Source organism: Delftia sp. S65 (genome assembly GCF_016516495.1).
Taxonomy (GTDB): domain Bacteria; phylum Pseudomonadota; class Gammaproteobacteria; order Burkholderiales; family Burkholderiaceae_C; genus Comamonas; species Comamonas acidovorans.
This window is the reverse complement of the sequence record NZ_JACVUR010000055.1, coordinates 1-14,739: the sequence shown is the minus strand read 5'-3', so window position 1 is coordinate 14,739 and position 14,739 is coordinate 1. Positions and strand designations below refer to the sequence as shown.

Sequence of the window (14,739 nt, the reverse complement as noted above, 5' to 3'; positions counted from 1 at the left end):
AATTCACCATCTATTTGATTTAAAAGGACTTTCAATAACCCAACCAGCGATCAGACACAAGGCCATTCGAAAATCATTGTCGATTGGGTTGGCAGTAAATTTACAGCACCTGACCCATAAAGGCTCGAAATTTATCCAAATTTCCCGAACCCGTTAAGCAGCGCTGGCAAGAAGATCTCCCTGCCTCGTGTCTATGTGCTTAGCACCCCTAAGGGCCTTCACCTCCCGCTCCAAGGCGCGACGTCTCGCCACCTCCTCCAGCAACTGGTCCTGCAATTCCGTGACGCGCGTCAGCGCCGTGTGCTCCAGGGCCACGCCGGCCAGGCCCTGGCCAAGCCGCGCAGCCTCAGGGCGAACCAGATGCAGCACGTGGTCCCCAATTTCCACCATGGTCCGGCCATCGTTGAGGTGCACGATGACCACATCCCGCGCCGGCCCGTGCTGGTGCACGGGGCGATAGCACTGCTTCACCGCCGCAATCATCCCCTCTCCGCGCAGCACCTTGATGCGGTCGTCCACCGTGGTGAGGTTCAGGCCCGTCATCTTGTGGATGCGGTCGCGCGTGGGCTCCTCGCCGGCCTCGTGCAACTGGCGGATCGCCTCGTAGACCTGCGTCAGCGTGGGCACGGCCTCGACCGCGCCAGTATCCGGATTGCCCCCGGCTGTCTTGTGGATTGTGCTGGTGGTGGCTTGGTTCATGCGGGTTCACTCCAGAAGGGAAGGCGTGCTGGCCATTGGCCGGATTCAAGAATCGTGTGGCGGGTGATGCGGCCCCACTCGAGGCCGTAGTCCCGGTGGGCTTCGCGTCCGCCGTCAACAAGGCGGTATTGGTCGTATGCGACATGGCAGCCCTCGATGTCGGGGCGCGTGCAGCACAGCGGGAAGCCAGTGCGGTCATCGGTCTTCATGCCCATGCCTTTGCCGAGGTTCAGGTGGGCGTGCTGGCTGTAGCCGGCGATGCCGCACCAGATGCAGGGCAGCGCGGCGACGGCGCGGCGGTATGCCTCGCATTCGAGAATCTCGGCCTTGGGCACAGCCAGGCCTGTGCTGGCTGCGCCCATCACCACGATGCTGGTGCACGCCAAGCCGGCAGTTGCGCGGGCGCTGTCCATGGCTCGGGCCGCGCGCTGCGCCAGAAGGTCCTCGCGGTCCTCGACCTGCGCTGCTGCTGGCGCCCGACGACCGAAGCCGCGGCTGGGCGGGAAAGAAGAACGGCGCACCAGCATCAACGCGCCCTCCAGCCATGGCGAAGATGCCGGCGCAGCTCTGCCAGATGGCTGGCGCGGTCAATCGGCGGCGGCGGCACCTTGATGCTCGGCATATGGCCTTGTGCAACGATGGAAAGACCAGAAACGCCTACCACCTCTCCACGGCGCAACTGCTCTAACTGCGCGGGCGTCAGCCCCGGGACAACGCCCGTCAGCTCATCAACCCAGCTCATGGGGATCACAAGGAAGCCGCTCATCGGATATCCCCCTCCAGCCCCACATCCACGAGGAAACCGTGATCGCCCATCACGCACACGCGGGTCGGGCCGTGCTGCTCCAGGCGGCAGCAGCGGTTTTCCGACCAGACGGAGAAGCGGTAGCGGCCCAGGGCATCAGGGCCGTCGATGCGCTCGCGCATGGTGGCTCCGCGCCACAGGGGCAAGTGCTGGGGCGCGGTGCGCACAGGTCCGCGCTGGCCACGGCGCGGCAGGTCTGGGCGGATATCAAGCATGTGCACCGCCCTCCCCTGCGCTGACATCGAAGTCCTGCACCTCCATGCCCAGATCCAGGGCCAGGCCGTGCTCCACGCGCGCGCCCTTGGAACCGCGCCAGCCGGGCAGCATGTAGACCGCATCGCATTTGCACAGCTGCGGCAGCGCCAGACGCATGTAGCCCGCCCAGCTGCCGCACGCTGGCGCGGGGTTCTCGGCCGGGTTCTCGACGTGGTGGCCCTGGGCGCGCAGCACAGCGGCGGCGCGGTTGAAGGCCGGGTAATTGAACTCGGGCAGGCCAGTCATCGGGCCGGCGATGTAGATGCGCTTCATGGCCGGGCCCTCCGGAAGGACCACGCGATCATTGCGGCATCACGCTGGTGCTGATTGCTGCGGCCAGCCCAGCCGGTCAGTCGGCTGAAGGTGGCGGCATCGATCTTGGCGCCGTGGGCGCCGCCGGCTTTGGCGCTGGGCGGCATGCCGAAGCAGGCAATTCCGAGGCTGGCGCACAGGGTTTCGATCAGCACGCACCATGCATCGATCTCTCCCACGTTGCGCGCCATCTTGGCCCGCGCCGCAGCGCTGCCCTGGCCGGTCCAGGTCTTCCGTGCCTTGCGGCTGTCCTCGAAGATCACCAGCGTGGGGGCCCTGCCCTGCAGGGTCTGCAGGATCTGCGCTGGCGCGATTTCCTCCAGCGACTGCAGCTGGCCATCCACGATCCAGGCCAGGCCCGTGTGCTTGCCAGGGTCCATGCCCAGCACCGTGATCGGGCCCTGGTGGCCAGCCGGCACCGTCACACGCGGGGCGGCGGGCGCCAAGCGATCGCCTGCAGCTGCTGCACCACCTGCTGCTCGATGTCCACGAACAGCCGGGACTCGTCCCTGTCCAGCTCCCTGGCCCTGGCCTTGACGTACTCCCACCACCCGGGTTGCTGGGCCAGCTTGACGAGGTGCGCCACGGCCGCCGCGCTGAGATTGTTTGGTTGTTGCTGCCATTGGTGTTCAGACGACGATGAATTCATGGGTGTCGCTGCCGTGGCTGTTGACCAGCAGCTCGCGCAGGCGGCGTTCGGTGGCGCGGTGCGCGCGGATGAAGGTCCGGGCTGGGATCACCTCCAGCACCTGGCCGTAGGCCTCGCCGAACTCGACCAGGTGGCCCAGCTGCACTGCGTTCAGGCGCATCTCTTGGCCGTGGCCATGCTTGCGGCCCAGGTCCACGACGGCGGCCACAGCATCGGCAAACAGGCTCTGGGCCTCGGGCTCGGTGAAGACACCCATACCCAGCAGGGTCTCGGACAGGTTCGCGGCGTCGGCCAGGTCGCGCCAGTGCTGCACCGTCGGAACGGCGTAGCCGGCGGCATGCACGGCGGCCAGGACTGCTGCGGCCAGGGGCTCGCGCTTGCGCTGGTGCAGCGGCTGACGTTCGCTGGCCGACAGCTCCTGGGCGAGCGAGTAGGCATAGGGCAGCGTCAGGTAGGCACGGGTCGCGGCCGGATGGATGGCGCTCATGGCTGGCTCCCCTGCTGGTGCTGCGCCACGGCGACGGCAGTACGGCGCTTGGCCTGGCCCAGACGCATGCGGTCGGCGCGGGCCTGGACCTGGACTGGCGTGAAGCGGGCGGCCTTGAGCGCGAAGGCTTCGCGCAGTGTGGCCAGTTGGGCCAGTACCTCGCGCTTCGGCCCGGTGGGCACCGAGTCCGGAGCTGGCAGCGCCAGTGCTGCGCGCGGGGCTGGCAGCTGCAGCTGCTCGCGCAGGTCGTCGGTCAGCCCCTCCAGCCCGCCGGGCAGCCGCCCTGCAGCAATGGCTTCCTGCACGGCACGCGTGCGGGCTTCGGGGTCGTGGCCCAGACTGACCTGCACCACAGGCCGGCGGCGCAGCGCCCGGGCCTCGCCCGTGATCCGGCCATAGGCCTCGATGAACGCCTGCCGCGCGCCGAACTTGTCGCCGGCATCCAGCAGCGGGGCGGCCACGGCCCAGGCCTGGGCAATCTCGTCGGTCCACACCACGGTGGCCTGCTGGTCGGCGCTGGTCAGTGCCAGGCCATAGGCCTCGGCGGGCAGCATGCGGCCCATGGCGTGGTCCACGTACTGCAGCACGGTGCCGGTCAGGATCGGGCCGCGGTGCTCGGCGCGGATGCGGGCCAGGGCCAGACGCAGCACAGGCTTTTCGATGTGGGCCAGGTCTTCAGCCAACAGCAGGAGTGCAGCAGGCCGGACCTGCTGGCCGCTCAGCTCCATCGTGGCTCCCAGTTCCTCCAGCAGCCAGTCGGCGTCGAGGTCGTCACGCATTGCCGCCCTCCCCGTTGCCCCGGCCGCCACGCTGGCGCAGCAGACGCTTGGCCTCCTCGATGGCGTCGAAGTTGGCGCTCGTCTTGTCGGCCGCCTGGGCCGCCGTGCCGGTCATCGCCTGGCCACGTGCCCACTGCGTGCGGTAGCTCTCGGCCTTGGCCAGCAGCGCGCCAACGCCATGCGAGTCCTTCAGCACGTAGGCCTCGCTGACGCATTCCACGTACCAGGCTGCCACCAGTGGCGCCTCCTCGTAGCCCAGTCGCTTCACCAGTGCCTTCACGTTGGCGTTCACCTGGGCATTGCGGACGGGCTTCACGCCGTAGCGCTGCAAGTAGGCCTGGCTGTAGGCCGCCCAGGTGGCGCGGCAGGACTCCTGCAGTGCGGTGTCCTCAGCATCGGATAGACCGCCCTCCCCTTTGCGGACCGGCGGCGCAGCCGGCGGGAATGATTCTTTGGCGGTTCCTTTACGGTTCCTATTACGGTTCAATGATGATTTGGGTGCGCCATCTGCACCCCTGGGGTGCGCCATCTGCGGGGGTTGAGGTGCGCCATTTGCACCCCCTGGTGCGCCATCTGCGGTGGGTGGTGCGCCGTCTGCACCCGGTGCGCCATTTGCACCCGGTGCGGCATGTGCACCCGTGCCGCGTTTGCGCTTCGTGGGGGCTGCCGCCGGGTTGAAGTTGGCCGGCGTGATGGTGTAGCTGGTGCTGGAGTTGATGCGGTATTCACGGAACACCACGCCCACGGTCTGCAGCCATGCGATGGCGTCCTGCACGGCGCGCTCGGACAGACATGTGCGCCGCGCAATCGTCGCCACGCCGGGCCAGCACACGCCGTCATCGTTGGCTTGGTCGGCCAGGGAAATCAGCACCGCCTTCTGCGCGGGGGACATTGCCAGCGGCCAGCAGGCCGCCATGATCATCGTGCTCATTGCTGCGCACCCTCCTGCGCCAGGCAGGCCTGGTGCTGGCCCCACAGGCCGGCCACCCAATTCACGCCCTTGGGGGTGAACTTCGTGGCGTTGAAGGCGTGATCGTTGACATGGGCCACGCCCGTCTTTACGACAAAGCGGCCAGCGTCGATGTGGCACTGGTGCGCAGTCCACTCGCCGCCCAGGCGGTACATGATCTTTGCGTCCTGCAGCCAGGCGCGGAACTCGTGCTCGTTCGCGCCCAGCAGCTTGGCCACCTGACGGAAGCCCTTCGCGCCGTTGGCGGCCACGTAGCGGTCTACATACTCGGCCTTGGGAGCGGCCAGGGCCAGGGCGGCCTGCTGCTGCTCCAGCTGCTCGGCCTGCTCAGCAGCAAGGCGGAGCGCCTGGGCCATGGTCTGAGGAACAGCTGTCGCCGCCGCCTGCGCTTCCAAAGCGGTCATGCGGTCGAAAACCTTGGCCTGCGTCTCATAGCTGTAGCTCATTGCCATCAGGCAGGCTTCCCGCTTGGGGAAGCGATACCCTCGACGTGGACGACCATAGCTATCGGGGAGATCAGCGGAAAATTCCGCCGATGTCTGGGGCAGAACGTAGGGCACCTTTTCCAGGAAGTCCTTGTGCTCTAGCTTCGCGAAGCCCTTGGACGGAAAAGGCTCACCCGCTGCGTCAGCCTTCGCCTTGCGCTCATCGTTGATGAAATCCACCAGCTCGATGCTGGTCATGGTCAGCACGGCGGCGGAAATTGCAGTGATCGCGCTCATCGGGCAGGCCCTCCGAATTCGGGGGCCCCAAAGGGTCCTATGAGCGATTGCAGTCGGCTGGCAGACTGATCGTCATGCATCAATTTCTCCGCCACCATCTGCCGATAGCTGCGCTTCCACGTCAGCACATAGATCGCGTCCCGCAGTTCGGCGGACGTGTCGGTGCCCTTCAGCACGCAGTCGCGGCGGAACTGCTCAGCGGTGGCTTCATCCACCTTGGTTTTGAGCTGGAAGTCCAGCTTTCCCAGCGGCCCGGCAATGCCGCGCGCGAACATGGGCATGCCAGCCTCTTCGTCCAGTTGTTCCTGGACACGCGCCAGAACGCGCTCGGCCTGCTCAGCGTCAAGGTCGGCAAGAGCTGCCTGGATCGCCCGGAAGGCAGCCGCTTCAGCCCGGCTCAGCTTTTCGTGGGTGTCACGCATGCGGGACTACTCCTGGGTTTGATTCTGGGAAAAGGTGCCCGCCGCCTCCCGGGGCAGAATGGAAGTTCCTACACAACCATTCCCAGGAGGGGCGGACATGAAAAAGCTGCTGACGGTCACCTTGTGCGAAGAGGACAACGGCGACATCACGGTGAACTCCGAGCAGGACCTGACGGGCGAGGATCTGGACTTCCTGATCGAGCGACTGTCCATCGCGCGAATGCATACACAACCCCCAGTGCCAGAAGAAGACCCACTGCCGACAGCCGGGGAGCCTCATGTCGAGCCATTCTTGAAGTGGGCGGCGGGGAGCAGCCCGGAGCATGGGCATGTGCTCGCAATCCGGCACTCTGGGCTGGGATGGGTGTGGTTCCGTCCACCAACTGGATTCGCCAACGCTCTAAAAGACGCGCTCGATCAAGCGGAGCACCATCAGCCGCGTGGGCACTGAGTCCTGTCGAAATCTTTGTGCCAACTACAGACCTGGCTAGGGCATTGGCCCCGGTACGGCCCAAGGCAGCCAAGGTTTGTTCACGCATGGCCTTGCTCCTGGGCGGGCTGCGCAAGCTCGGGCCAGATGTCCTGCCAGTCGTTGGGGCGCAGGTCTCGGCGGGAGACCGAGCCGCAGGACAGCGCTTCGATCCTTGGGCTGAGCGCCTTTGGGACCGGGCGGCGCCTCTTGATCCACTGGTTCACAGTGGGCGCGGAAACCTGGAGCGCGCGAGCCAGGGCAGCCTGGCTGCCAACAAGATCGACAACTGCCTGAACCGCAAGTCCGGGGTGTGAGTACGTCATACCCCATGATAAGGCTCTGCCTAATTTTGATCAATAGGCATTGCCTACGCACACTCACACATGGAACATTAGGCAATGCTTACTGGTGAAAAATTAGGCCAAGCCATCGCTGAAGCCATCGAACTGAAGGGCGTCTCCAAGAAGGAGGTGGCCGAGCACTTTGAGGTGAGGCCTCCATCCATCCAAGACTGGGTGAATCGCGGGACCATCAGCAAGGACAAGCTCCCAAAGCTCTGGAGCTACTTCGCAGACGTGGTCCAGCCTGCGCACTGGGGGCTGCCCGATTACCCGCCAGGGACTACCGCCGCGACGTCCAAACATGGGGAAAACGTGATTCAGGTCATCGATGACACCCCGCCGCCCGGGTACGTACGCCTGCAGCATCTCTCTGTCCGGCCGTCAATGGGTCCTGGCTCGCACATGGACGAGGCCGTGCAGATCGTCCGGCATCTCGATGTCTTGGAAAGTTGGGTTCGCAAGAAGATCGGGACCGTCAATCCCGAGCGCATCAAAATCATGACGGGCAACGGCCACAGCATGAAACCAACGATTCAAGATGAAGACCTGGTGTTTGTGGATATGGGGCAGCGGACCATTGACGCGCAGGGAATTTACGTCATCGATGTCTACAACCGCCTCTTATTGAAGAAAGCGCTCATACTTTCTGACGGCACATTGGTCCTTAGAAGCGACAACATAGTGGACTACCCGGACGAAGAGCGAATTGATCTTCGCAAGGCATCTGAGTGCATCAACATTGCCGGCAAGGTGTTGGCGTGGTGGACCATGAAGCATTGAATGCCTGCGCCTGAGACCGAGTCCCCAGCCCGCCATGAGCGGGCTTTTTCATGGACGCTGGCTGGCGATGTCCGCGCCATGTAACAAATTACTGTACACACATACAGTTGTCATGCATACTTGAACTGTGTTTTTAACCAGCACCAAGGATGCACATGACCACTTCCGCCCTCCCCTCGCTCCGAGTCACCCTGCAAGACTGCATCGGCATTGAGCACGATATCAAGGCCAAGGCTGAAGCCCGCTTCACCAAGGTGATTGAACGAAGCTTCCCAAACCAAGAGGCCATGACCCGGGCCTACAAGCTCTTCAACGATGCGGCCGAGGGCGGCGTAATCGGGAAGGTGAACGAGGCAGTGGCGCATTCCTGGCAAAAAGCCTATGAGGCGGCCCAGCAAGCCGGACTCCAGGGAATTGCGGTGGAGGAGGCCTACTTCGAAGTCCGCCTGCACTGAACGCACCAACAGTGCACCAAAATAATAAGGCAACGCCTATTGCAAGAAATTAGGCATCGCCTTATCATCCGCTTCAACGTACCCAGCCACCGCACATCGCAGACCGGCTGGGAAGTTGGGCCCCGCGGCATCGACCGGGCAAGCCCCGGTCTTTCACAAGTTGCACGCCGATGTTGCTTGCCCCACCCGAGGGGCATTCGTCCGGCGAAATGGCGCTCCTGGGCACGGGCCAGGTCAGCGCGCCGCATCTCCGCGCGGTTGCCAGTCCGTCAAAGCACGGTTCACGGCATAGGGAAGGAACTGCGGGCGGGATGCCCTGTAGAGAGTAGGCGGGAGGCTGTGAAGGGTGCGCGCAAGCGCATTTGGAGCCGACGATGGAACACCGCCCGGGCATTCCGGTGACGAACGCAGTGAGATGACACCACGGAGCGAAAAACGGTGCGGATGCTGATCCGCGCGCCAGCTACCAGATGCAGGCCGCCGACCCGGAGCGACATCCGGGTGCAATCCTCAGTGTTGCGGGCAAAGCTAAGGTTTGGACCGTAAGATAAGACCCACTTCACAGTGGGCCGACCAACTTCCCAGCCATGCGTTTCCAAGAATTGCCGCACTGCATCGACGAGAACATGGCACTGATCTACATGTGGGAGATCAGAAGGTTTGACACCAATGAACTGCTGGGGCGGTATGTTGGGAAAGCTGCACGTGGAGCCAAACGCCCACGCAAGCACTATTCAAGAAATGTCTCAAATAGGCTGTTGGGCCGTCCGTACCGAAAAAGCGAGCCAAACGGCTACCGCCGGGTGCACATAGCGCTTGCTGACGCTGAGCGACAACAGCATACGGTGACACTGCAATTCTTGTGCAATGTTCAATCTGATGAAGACATCAACGAAATTGAGCAGCTTCACATTGCTGCACAGAACTGCTGCGGCCCTGAGCCTTGGCAGTTGAATGGCTGACAGGCCGCAGGAGAGTCCGCCGTCGTCAGATCCGGAGCGGATACGGCTGCCATCAACTCCCGCCCATTGAGATAGGATGCGGCCCCATATCAATCACAACATTAGCGGGTCATTTGATGCTGAGGCTCATCGTATACATGCTGCTCGCGGTGGCTGCCTGGAAGGCGTACACGGCCTATCAGGCCAAGACCGGCGGCATGGTGCCCAATCTGCTGCTTACCGAACCGCGCGCCCGTAGCATCGATGTCGGCCGCGGGACCAAGGGCGCATCCAAATACACCTGCGATGGTCGCACGCACTGCTCGCAGATGACGTCTTGCGAAGAAGCCAAATTCTTTCTCCGCAACTGCCCCGGCACAAAGATGGACGGGGATGGCGATGGCATTCCCTGTGAGCGTCAGTTCTGCAACTGATCCCTACCTCCTTTTACCTCCTGTTCATGTTCGCCTGAACATGGGCGGGGCATACTGACTTCAACAGTTTCACGCCGAGCCTGGGCTTCCTCCTCCCTCCCTCTCTAATTCCCAGGCACGCCTTTCAGGCATCGGCACTTTCCAGCCAGGCCCTGCAGCTTCACCAGTTGCAGGCCCTTTTTGTTTCGTGGGGCCGCTCTCGCGGCATTGGCCCGCCCTGCAGCAATGTGGGGCGGGCTCTTTTTTGGAATCCACCATGAGATTCAGATTCAACCGCCTGCGCGGCGAACGCGGCCGCACCGCGTATGAGCCGCAGACATATGCCGACTGGCGTGAAGAAGAACGCCTCATCGCCGAGCAGGAGGCCCAGCGCCTGCAGCGGCAAGCAGCAACCCCACCGAATCCGCCCCCGGCGGATTTGTCGTTTCAGGAGAGCCCAAATGCAGCGAGTGATCCCCACCGAACCCTACAACCCTGACCCGGATGCGCGCTTCTTGCGCACGGCCTCGCGCCCTGGTCCTGTGGCCGAGCCGGGCCCGGCGCCCACGCCCGGCCGCTGGCTGCTGCTGTGCCTTGTCCTGCTGGTGGCCATCGCGCTCAGCGCCTGCGCGGATGCCGGCGCGGCCCAGGATCCCGTGGCCAGCGCAGCGGACGTGCAGCGCGCGCACAGCGCTGCCCAGGCCTGCCCGCCCGGTCATGCCGTGGTCTGGATCGGCCCGCAATCCATGGAATGCCTGCGCGAGCTGCCATGACCAAACTTCTCGGCTTCTTCCTCTGGTCGGCCATCTCGGCCTTCTGCATCGCTGCTGCGGTCGCCATGTCCGGAGCACCCCTTTTCTGACCTGGAGCACCAGCTCATGAGCCATACGGAACCCGCCTGCCAGGCAGGCCTGCAGAACATTCCCAGCATCGGCCTGAACGGCCACGCCCACGCGATGACCCATGTGGCCCTGCCGATCATGGAGATCCTGAATACCTACCGCGAGCACAGCGGTAACGCGGGCGCCCTCCATGGCGGGCTGTACGCCATGGGGTGTGCCCTGGCTACTGCCGGCGTGGAGTTGAGCCCCCAGGTTGCCGACGCAGGCGGCCCGCTGGCCGCGCTGTTCGACGGGTACGAAACGATGCGCCAGGCCCTGGGCACCGATGAGCCTGCGCCCTGACAGCCCCCTTTTTCATCCACCGGCCCGCCACGCGCGGGCTATTTCTTGTCCCGAAGGAAGAAGGCATGTCCTCCACCATTCCCACCCCCGCAAACGGCGCCAACTCCGGCTCCGGCACTGCGCCGGCCAGCTCCAGCCCCACACCGGGCCAGGTGGCGGCCAACAGTTCCGCGTCCTCCATCGTGAACGACCCCACCGAGGTGCTGGGCGAGTTCGACGGCGGCCAGTTCATGCTGATGCTCGCCCGCGCCCTGGGCTCCGTGAGCGCCGCTGTCGTGGACAACGAGCGCAAGGGCAAGATCACCATCGAGTTGGACATCAGCAAGATCAAGAAGACCCACCAAGTCACGATCAAGCACGCCATGAAGTTCTCGCGCCCGACCCTGGACGGCGAGGCAAGCGAGAAGGTTTCCCGCGAGACCGTGATGCACGTCGGCAAGTTCGGCAAGCTGACCGTGATGCCCGAGGCCCAGATGGACCTCATCCCCCGAGGCACGTAGCCGCCTCCCCCTACCGCCTTTCCCCAGCCCTGCTCGCCGCTCCTGAAGCCGCGAGCATTTTTTTCACCCAGACCGAGGACTTTTCATGTTCGACCAATCCGCAATCCAGCAGCTGACCCAGGCCGAAGCCACAGCACAAAGCAACGAGTCGGTGCAGCACGCGCTGACTGCCGGCCAGGCGCTGGTGGCCCTGCCCGACGAATTCACCCTCACCAGCCTGGAGTCCTATCTGCCGCTGCGCCGCCGCGCTCGCAACAGCATGAGCACCTCCTATGTCGAGGACTTCGCCCGCTACGTGCGTCAGCACCGCGAGAACGGCTGCACGATCTATGTGAATGCCGAGGGCATGTCCGCAAAGGCCGTCCTGAACCAGGGCACGCCTGCCGAGCCCGGCCACGGCGACAACACGGCCCTGGTGAAGCTCAAGGCCACCGCCCTCTACACCTCGCTGCGCAACCTGGTCAGCCAAGTGCGCGGCCAGAAGGTGCTGGCTGAATGGCTTGAAGAATGGCGCGACGTGGTGATTCCGTTGGACAAGGACCTGGGCGAGCTCAACATCGGTCACGTCGTCAATGGCATCCGCAGCGTCAGCATCGAACAACTCAACAAGTCCACGACCACCGTCGAGGCCCTGTCCGCAGAGCGCAGCGAAATGGAAAGCGTGGCGGCCAAGACGAACCGGGCTGATGCGGTGCTGCCGGCCTTCCTGAAGCTGACCACCAAGCCCTACAAGGAACTGGCCGAGCGCACCTTCTACGTTCGCGTAGCGATCCTTACATCCCAGCGCGAACCCACCTTCTCCATGGGCATCCTGGGGCTGGAGCTGCACGAGGAGCAAATGGCCGAGGAATTCGCCCACGTCGTGCGCGCCAGCTTCGCGCCGGTGGCCGATGGCGATGGCGTGGTCGCTGACCAGGAAATCCCGGACGTGCTGATTGGTGCCTTCTCGGTCAACAGCTGATCACCAGGTGGCCCACCCGGGCCACCCCTGCGGCTCCCGCAGCTCATCTCAAGGAATACCGACATGACAACCTATAAAGACCTGCTCGCACAAAAAGCTCAACTCGAATCCCAGATTGCCCAGGCCCAGGCCGAGCACAAAGCCGAGGGCATCGCCGCGGCCCGTGCGCTGATCGCTGAGCACGGCCTGACCGCTGCCGATGTCTTCACCGCCGCGAAGTCCAAAGGCAGCGTGGGCGCCCCGAAGTACCGCGACCCCGCCACCGGCGCGACGTGGACCGGCCGGGGCAAGCCGCCGAACTGGATCAACGGCAAGGACCGCGCGCCGTTCCTGATCACCCAGGCGACCGAGTAAGCCGCCCAACACCAAACCCAGAGGCCCGCATCGCGGGCTTCGTCATTTCTGGAGTCCCCATGCAAGTTTCGAACGATGTCCTGGCTGTGCTGAGCGCCGCGCAGGCGAATGAAAACCAGGTGCAGCTGGTGGGCCAGCTCGACCGAGCCCTGTACGCCCGCGTCAACAAGGTGCTGGAGGCTGCTGGCGGCAAATGGGACCGCAAGGCCAAGGCCCACGTCTTCAGCGCGCCGGCTGCCGACCGCCTGGACCAGATCATTCTGTCGGGCAGCGTCGAAGTGCCTAAGGACGAATTCAACTTCTTCCCCTCGCCCCCTGCAGTGGTGGAGCGCCTCATGCGCCTGGCCGGCGTGAAGGCGGGCATGCGGGTGCTGGAGCCCAGCGCTGGCCTGGGCGCCATTGCCTATGCATGCGCAGAGGCCGGCGCTGAGGTGGACTGCTACGAGATCCAGCAGGGCAACGCATTCCATCTCGCCATGGACGCGCCGCACGATCTTGGTCGCACACGGGTAGCCGACTTTCTGACCGTGGCGCCCGAGCCCGCCTATGACCGCGTGGTGATGAACCCGCCGTTCCTGAAGCAGGCCGACATCAAGCACGTCATGCACGCCCACCAGTTTCTGAAGCCCGGCGGGCTGCTGGTTTCAGTCATGTCTGCCGGCGTCACGTTCCGCACCGATGCGCGCACCACGGCATTCAACGCCTTCGTGCAGCAGCGCGGCGGCCATGTCGAGGAGTTGCCCGAGAACTCATTTAAGGCCAGCGGCACTGGCGTGCACACCGTCATCGTCACGATCCCCGCCTGACCACCGAGGCATGAGCACAGCGCATGGGCGCTGTGCTTCTATCTATATCACCCCCGGTCAGGCAAATCATGTTTTTTTATTTCAACGACTTTGGCCCCTGAGGCCATTTTCTCGGCTGCGATTTGATGCAGTAATTCCCAGTGCTGGCTGTACACGGTCAAGCACCTATCTTTTTGAAGACCCATTGCCCCACCCAAGCTATCGAGCGCGCTTCCGTATGCGTGGGCTGTGTGCTTTTCTCCTTCAAAAATAAAATCGAATATGACCTTACTTGGGTTCGATTTGTAATCTGGCTTTGGGTCGCACACGTCCATTGGGTCGCTCCTTAATCAAAGGTAGATATTTCACCATATCGCCATGGATCTCATGAACACCATCGAATTCGGCGACTGCCGAGACACCATGCGCGCCTGGGCGGCCCAGGGCGTCCGCGCCCAGATGTGCGTCACCAGCCCGCCCTACTTCGGACTGCGCGACTACGGGCATGCCGGCCAGCTGGGCCTGGAGCAGACGCCGGAGCAGTACATCGCGGCCATGGTCGAGGTGTTCCGGTGCGTGCGCGACGTGCTGGCCGACGATGGCACGCTGTGGCTCAACATCGGAGACAGCTACGCCAGCCGGCCCAACGGCCCCAAGGCCAGCACATATACCAATCTGCACGGTGAGGGCGCGGCCAAATACCGAGACCAGCATGCACAGCGCTCGGCCGGCGCCCCGGAAGGCCTGAAGCACAAGGACCTCATCGGCATCCCGTGGATGCTGGCATTTGCACTGCGTGCCGATGGCTGGTATCTGCGCCAGGACATCATCTGGCACAAGCCGAACCCGATGCCGGAGAGCGTAGCGGACCGCTGCACCAAAGCGCATGAGTACCTGTTCCTACTGTCCAAGGGCCCACGCTACTTCTTCGACAGCGATGCCATGCAAGAGCCTGCGGCCGGCCTGAACAACTACCCTCCCATGGGCGGTCCCGTGCCAGGTGCGCCACCACAGGGAAGGCTCAGGCCCAGCGTGAAGCGCGGCGGGTTCGCCGGCAAGACCAACGCCATGCCGGGCCGCGAGGCCTTCCGCGCGAGCAGCCCCACGCGCAACCGGCGCAGCGTCTGGACTGTGGCCACGCGGCCCTACAAGGGCGCCCACTTCGCCACGTTCCCGCCCGCGCTCATCGAGCCATGCATTCGTGCCGGCAGCCGGCCCGGTGATGTCGTGCTGGACCCGTTCATGGGCAGCGGCACGACAGCGGCCGTCGCGCTCCAACTCGGCCGACAGTACCTGGGCTGCGAGCTGAACCCCGACTACGAGCCCCTGCAGCGCGAGCGCATCGAGGCCTCTGCTGCACCGCCGCCCGCGGCCAGGACCCGGCGCCGCGCCACACGACCACCCGAACCAGAGCCCGCACAACGCGGGCTTTTTTGATCCCGCCCCATGACCC

Annotated in this window: 26 protein-coding genes; 12 read left to right on the top strand and 14 right to left on the bottom strand. The window is 64.2% G+C overall.

The window, feature by feature from the left end:
* Positions 1-153: 153 nt before the first annotated feature.
* From IAE24_RS27110 to IAE24_RS27055, 12 genes are read right to left on the bottom strand one after another with little or no spacing between them, the layout of a single operon-like run.
* On the bottom strand, positions 154-699 hold the full coding sequence (locus IAE24_RS27110) for a hypothetical protein (protein ID WP_199961190.1): 546 nt from the start codon (positions 697-699) through the stop codon (positions 154-156).
* A complete protein-coding gene (locus tag IAE24_RS27105) occupies positions 696-1,226 on the bottom strand; it encodes a hypothetical protein (RefSeq protein WP_199961191.1) in 531 nt (176 codons plus the stop codon). Before IAE24_RS27105 ends, IAE24_RS27110 begins: the two co-directional genes overlap by 4 nt.
* Positions 1,226-1,465, bottom strand: coding sequence for a hypothetical protein (locus IAE24_RS27100; RefSeq protein WP_199961192.1), 240 nt, complete (start codon positions 1,463-1,465; stop codon positions 1,226-1,228). The genes IAE24_RS27105 and IAE24_RS27100 overlap by 1 nt, the downstream gene beginning before the upstream one ends.
* Positions 1,462-1,719 carry a hypothetical protein gene (locus tag IAE24_RS27095; protein ID WP_199961193.1) on the bottom strand — a complete coding sequence of 86 codons (258 nt, stop codon included), beginning with the start codon at positions 1,717-1,719 and terminating at the stop codon, positions 1,462-1,464. The genes IAE24_RS27100 and IAE24_RS27095 overlap by 4 nt, the downstream gene beginning before the upstream one ends.
* Positions 1,712-2,032, bottom strand: coding sequence for a DUF4406 domain-containing protein (locus tag IAE24_RS27090; protein ID WP_199961194.1), 321 nt, complete (start codon positions 2,030-2,032; stop codon positions 1,712-1,714). Before IAE24_RS27090 ends, IAE24_RS27095 begins: the two co-directional genes overlap by 8 nt.
* Positions 2,029-2,517, bottom strand: a complete 489-nt coding sequence (locus IAE24_RS27085) for a hypothetical protein (protein WP_199961195.1) — start codon at positions 2,515-2,517, stop codon at positions 2,029-2,031. Before IAE24_RS27085 ends, IAE24_RS27090 begins: the two co-directional genes overlap by 4 nt.
* Positions 2,493-2,720, bottom strand: coding sequence for a hypothetical protein (locus IAE24_RS27080; protein ID WP_199961196.1), 228 nt, complete (start codon positions 2,718-2,720; stop codon positions 2,493-2,495). Before IAE24_RS27080 ends, IAE24_RS27085 begins: the two co-directional genes overlap by 25 nt.
* Positions 2,701-3,207: a hypothetical protein gene (locus IAE24_RS27075; protein WP_199961197.1), complete on the bottom strand. Its 507-nt coding sequence runs from the start codon at positions 3,205-3,207 to the stop codon at positions 2,701-2,703. The genes IAE24_RS27080 and IAE24_RS27075 overlap by 20 nt, the downstream gene beginning before the upstream one ends.
* Positions 3,204-3,986 (bottom strand): hypothetical protein, encoded by a 783-nt coding sequence (locus tag IAE24_RS27070; protein ID WP_199961198.1) that lies wholly within the window; start codon positions 3,984-3,986, stop codon positions 3,204-3,206. The genes IAE24_RS27075 and IAE24_RS27070 overlap by 4 nt, the downstream gene beginning before the upstream one ends.
* A complete protein-coding gene (locus IAE24_RS27065) occupies positions 3,979-4,917 on the bottom strand; it encodes a helix-turn-helix domain-containing protein (RefSeq protein ID WP_199961199.1) in 939 nt (312 codons plus the stop codon). Before IAE24_RS27065 ends, IAE24_RS27070 begins: the two co-directional genes overlap by 8 nt.
* Complete coding sequence (locus tag IAE24_RS27060) at positions 4,914-5,678, bottom strand: phage antirepressor KilAC domain-containing protein (RefSeq protein WP_199961200.1); 765 nt, start codon at positions 5,676-5,678, stop codon at positions 4,914-4,916. The genes IAE24_RS27065 and IAE24_RS27060 overlap by 4 nt, the downstream gene beginning before the upstream one ends.
* The gene (locus IAE24_RS27055; protein WP_199961201.1) at positions 5,675-6,100 is read right to left on the bottom strand and encodes a hypothetical protein; all 426 of its coding nucleotides are present in this window, start codon (positions 6,098-6,100) and stop codon (positions 5,675-5,677) included. Before IAE24_RS27055 ends, IAE24_RS27060 begins: the two co-directional genes overlap by 4 nt.
* A 97-nt stretch (positions 6,101-6,197) precedes the next feature.
* Here IAE24_RS27055 and IAE24_RS27050 point away from each other — a divergent pair, with 97 nt between their 5' ends.
* Positions 6,198-6,551 (top strand): hypothetical protein, encoded by a 354-nt coding sequence (locus IAE24_RS27050; protein ID WP_199961202.1) that lies wholly within the window; start codon positions 6,198-6,200, stop codon positions 6,549-6,551.
* Positions 6,552-6,631: 80 nt separating this feature from the next.
* Here the strand turns inward: IAE24_RS27050 and IAE24_RS27045 are convergent, their stop codons facing one another.
* Positions 6,632-6,895 (bottom strand): transcriptional regulator, encoded by a 264-nt coding sequence (locus IAE24_RS27045; RefSeq protein ID WP_199961203.1) that lies wholly within the window; start codon positions 6,893-6,895, stop codon positions 6,632-6,634.
* A gap of 75 nt (positions 6,896-6,970) precedes the next feature.
* On the opposite strand from IAE24_RS27045, the gene IAE24_RS30690 reads away from it, so the two are divergent.
* The 10 genes from IAE24_RS30690 (at position 6,971) to IAE24_RS26995 (ending at position 13,307) form a co-directional block, all read left to right on the top strand.
* The gene (locus IAE24_RS30690; protein WP_199961204.1) at positions 6,971-7,693 is read left to right on the top strand and encodes a S24 family peptidase; all 723 of its coding nucleotides are present in this window, start codon (positions 6,971-6,973) and stop codon (positions 7,691-7,693) included.
* A gap of 155 nt (positions 7,694-7,848) precedes the next feature.
* On the top strand, positions 7,849-8,148 hold the full coding sequence (locus IAE24_RS27035; RefSeq protein ID WP_199961205.1) for a hypothetical protein: 300 nt from the start codon (positions 7,849-7,851) through the stop codon (positions 8,146-8,148).
* A 587-nt stretch (positions 8,149-8,735) separates the two neighbouring features.
* A complete protein-coding gene (locus IAE24_RS27030; RefSeq protein ID WP_199961206.1) occupies positions 8,736-9,110 on the top strand; it encodes a hypothetical protein in 375 nt (124 codons plus the stop codon).
* Between the two features lie 137 nt (positions 9,111-9,247).
* A complete protein-coding gene (locus IAE24_RS27025; RefSeq protein WP_233626254.1) occupies positions 9,248-9,523 on the top strand; it encodes an excalibur calcium-binding domain-containing protein in 276 nt (91 codons plus the stop codon).
* A 440-nt stretch (positions 9,524-9,963) separates the two neighbouring features.
* Entirely contained in the window at positions 9,964-10,275 is a 312-nt protein-coding gene (locus IAE24_RS27020) for a hypothetical protein (protein ID WP_199961208.1), read from the top strand.
* 105 nt (positions 10,276-10,380) lie between these two features.
* The gene (locus IAE24_RS27015; RefSeq protein ID WP_199961209.1) at positions 10,381-10,686 is read left to right on the top strand and encodes a hypothetical protein; all 306 of its coding nucleotides are present in this window, start codon (positions 10,381-10,383) and stop codon (positions 10,684-10,686) included.
* Positions 10,687-10,751: 65 nt separating this feature from the next.
* On the top strand, positions 10,752-11,186 hold the full coding sequence (locus tag IAE24_RS27010) for a hypothetical protein (RefSeq protein ID WP_199961210.1): 435 nt from the start codon (positions 10,752-10,754) through the stop codon (positions 11,184-11,186).
* Positions 11,187-11,271: 85 nt separating this feature from the next.
* Positions 11,272-12,147 (top strand): DUF2303 family protein, encoded by an 876-nt coding sequence (locus tag IAE24_RS27005; RefSeq protein ID WP_199961211.1) that lies wholly within the window; start codon positions 11,272-11,274, stop codon positions 12,145-12,147.
* Between the two features lie 63 nt (positions 12,148-12,210).
* Positions 12,211-12,501, top strand: coding sequence for an H-NS histone family protein (locus IAE24_RS27000; protein ID WP_199961212.1), 291 nt, complete (start codon positions 12,211-12,213; stop codon positions 12,499-12,501).
* A gap of 59 nt (positions 12,502-12,560) precedes the next feature.
* Positions 12,561-13,307 carry a methyltransferase gene (locus tag IAE24_RS26995; protein ID WP_199961213.1) on the top strand — a complete coding sequence of 249 codons (747 nt, stop codon included), beginning with the start codon at positions 12,561-12,563 and terminating at the stop codon, positions 13,305-13,307.
* A gap of 47 nt (positions 13,308-13,354) precedes the next feature.
* Here the strand turns inward: IAE24_RS26995 and IAE24_RS26990 are convergent, their stop codons facing one another.
* Positions 13,355-13,621: a hypothetical protein gene (locus IAE24_RS26990; protein ID WP_199961214.1), complete on the bottom strand. Its 267-nt coding sequence runs from the start codon at positions 13,619-13,621 to the stop codon at positions 13,355-13,357.
* 43 nt (positions 13,622-13,664) lie between these two features.
* Between IAE24_RS26990 and IAE24_RS26985 the strand changes: the two genes are divergently transcribed.
* Complete coding sequence (locus IAE24_RS26985; RefSeq protein WP_199961215.1) at positions 13,665-14,723, top strand: DNA-methyltransferase; 1,059 nt, start codon at positions 13,665-13,667, stop codon at positions 14,721-14,723.
* Positions 14,724-14,739: the final 16 nt, after the last annotated feature.

Bases quoted from the DNA above. Each gene is read 5' to 3' on its own strand.
- IAE24_RS27110 (WP_199961190.1), bottom strand. From the start codon at position 699: ATGAACCAAGCCACCACCAGCACAATCCACAAGACAGCCGGGGGCAAT.
- IAE24_RS27105 (WP_199961191.1), bottom strand. From the start codon at position 1,226: ATGCTGGTGCGCCGTTCTTCTTTCCCGCCCAGCCGCGGCTTCGGTCGT.
- IAE24_RS27100 (WP_199961192.1), bottom strand. From the start codon at position 1,465: ATGAGCGGCTTCCTTGTGATCCCCATGAGCTGGGTTGATGAGCTGACG.
- IAE24_RS27095 (WP_199961193.1), bottom strand. From the start codon at position 1,719: ATGCTTGATATCCGCCCAGACCTGCCGCGCCGTGGCCAGCGCGGACCT.
- IAE24_RS27090 (WP_199961194.1), bottom strand. From the start codon at position 2,032: ATGAAGCGCATCTACATCGCCGGCCCGATGACTGGCCTGCCCGAGTTC.
- IAE24_RS27080 (WP_199961196.1), bottom strand. From the start codon at position 2,720: ATGAATTCATCGTCGTCTGAACACCAATGGCAGCAACAACCAAACAAT.
- IAE24_RS27075 (WP_199961197.1), bottom strand. From the start codon at position 3,207: ATGAGCGCCATCCATCCGGCCGCGACCCGTGCCTACCTGACGCTGCCC.
- IAE24_RS27070 (WP_199961198.1), bottom strand. From the start codon at position 3,986: ATGCGTGACGACCTCGACGCCGACTGGCTGCTGGAGGAACTGGGAGCC.
- IAE24_RS27065 (WP_199961199.1), bottom strand. From the start codon at position 4,917: ATGAGCACGATGATCATGGCGGCCTGCTGGCCGCTGGCAATGTCCCCC.
- IAE24_RS27060 (WP_199961200.1), bottom strand. From the start codon at position 5,678: ATGAGCGCGATCACTGCAATTTCCGCCGCCGTGCTGACCATGACCAGC.
- IAE24_RS27055 (WP_199961201.1), bottom strand. From the start codon at position 6,100: ATGCGTGACACCCACGAAAAGCTGAGCCGGGCTGAAGCGGCTGCCTTC.
- IAE24_RS27050 (WP_199961202.1), top strand. From the start codon at position 6,198: ATGAAAAAGCTGCTGACGGTCACCTTGTGCGAAGAGGACAACGGCGAC.
- IAE24_RS27045 (WP_199961203.1), bottom strand. From the start codon at position 6,895: ATGACGTACTCACACCCCGGACTTGCGGTTCAGGCAGTTGTCGATCTT.
- IAE24_RS30690 (WP_199961204.1), top strand. From the start codon at position 6,971: ATGCTTACTGGTGAAAAATTAGGCCAAGCCATCGCTGAAGCCATCGAA.
- IAE24_RS27035 (WP_199961205.1), top strand. From the start codon at position 7,849: ATGACCACTTCCGCCCTCCCCTCGCTCCGAGTCACCCTGCAAGACTGC.
- IAE24_RS27030 (WP_199961206.1), top strand. From the start codon at position 8,736: ATGCGTTTCCAAGAATTGCCGCACTGCATCGACGAGAACATGGCACTG.
- IAE24_RS27025 (WP_233626254.1), top strand. From the start codon at position 9,248: ATGCTGCTCGCGGTGGCTGCCTGGAAGGCGTACACGGCCTATCAGGCC.
- IAE24_RS27020 (WP_199961208.1), top strand. From the start codon at position 9,964: ATGCAGCGAGTGATCCCCACCGAACCCTACAACCCTGACCCGGATGCG.
- IAE24_RS27015 (WP_199961209.1), top strand. From the start codon at position 10,381: ATGAGCCATACGGAACCCGCCTGCCAGGCAGGCCTGCAGAACATTCCC.
- IAE24_RS27010 (WP_199961210.1), top strand. From the start codon at position 10,752: ATGTCCTCCACCATTCCCACCCCCGCAAACGGCGCCAACTCCGGCTCC.
- IAE24_RS27005 (WP_199961211.1), top strand. From the start codon at position 11,272: ATGTTCGACCAATCCGCAATCCAGCAGCTGACCCAGGCCGAAGCCACA.
- IAE24_RS27000 (WP_199961212.1), top strand. From the start codon at position 12,211: ATGACAACCTATAAAGACCTGCTCGCACAAAAAGCTCAACTCGAATCC.
- IAE24_RS26995 (WP_199961213.1), top strand. From the start codon at position 12,561: ATGCAAGTTTCGAACGATGTCCTGGCTGTGCTGAGCGCCGCGCAGGCG.
- IAE24_RS26990 (WP_199961214.1), bottom strand. From the start codon at position 13,621: ATGGACGTGTGCGACCCAAAGCCAGATTACAAATCGAACCCAAGTAAG.
- IAE24_RS26985 (WP_199961215.1), top strand. From the start codon at position 13,665: ATGGATCTCATGAACACCATCGAATTCGGCGACTGCCGAGACACCATG.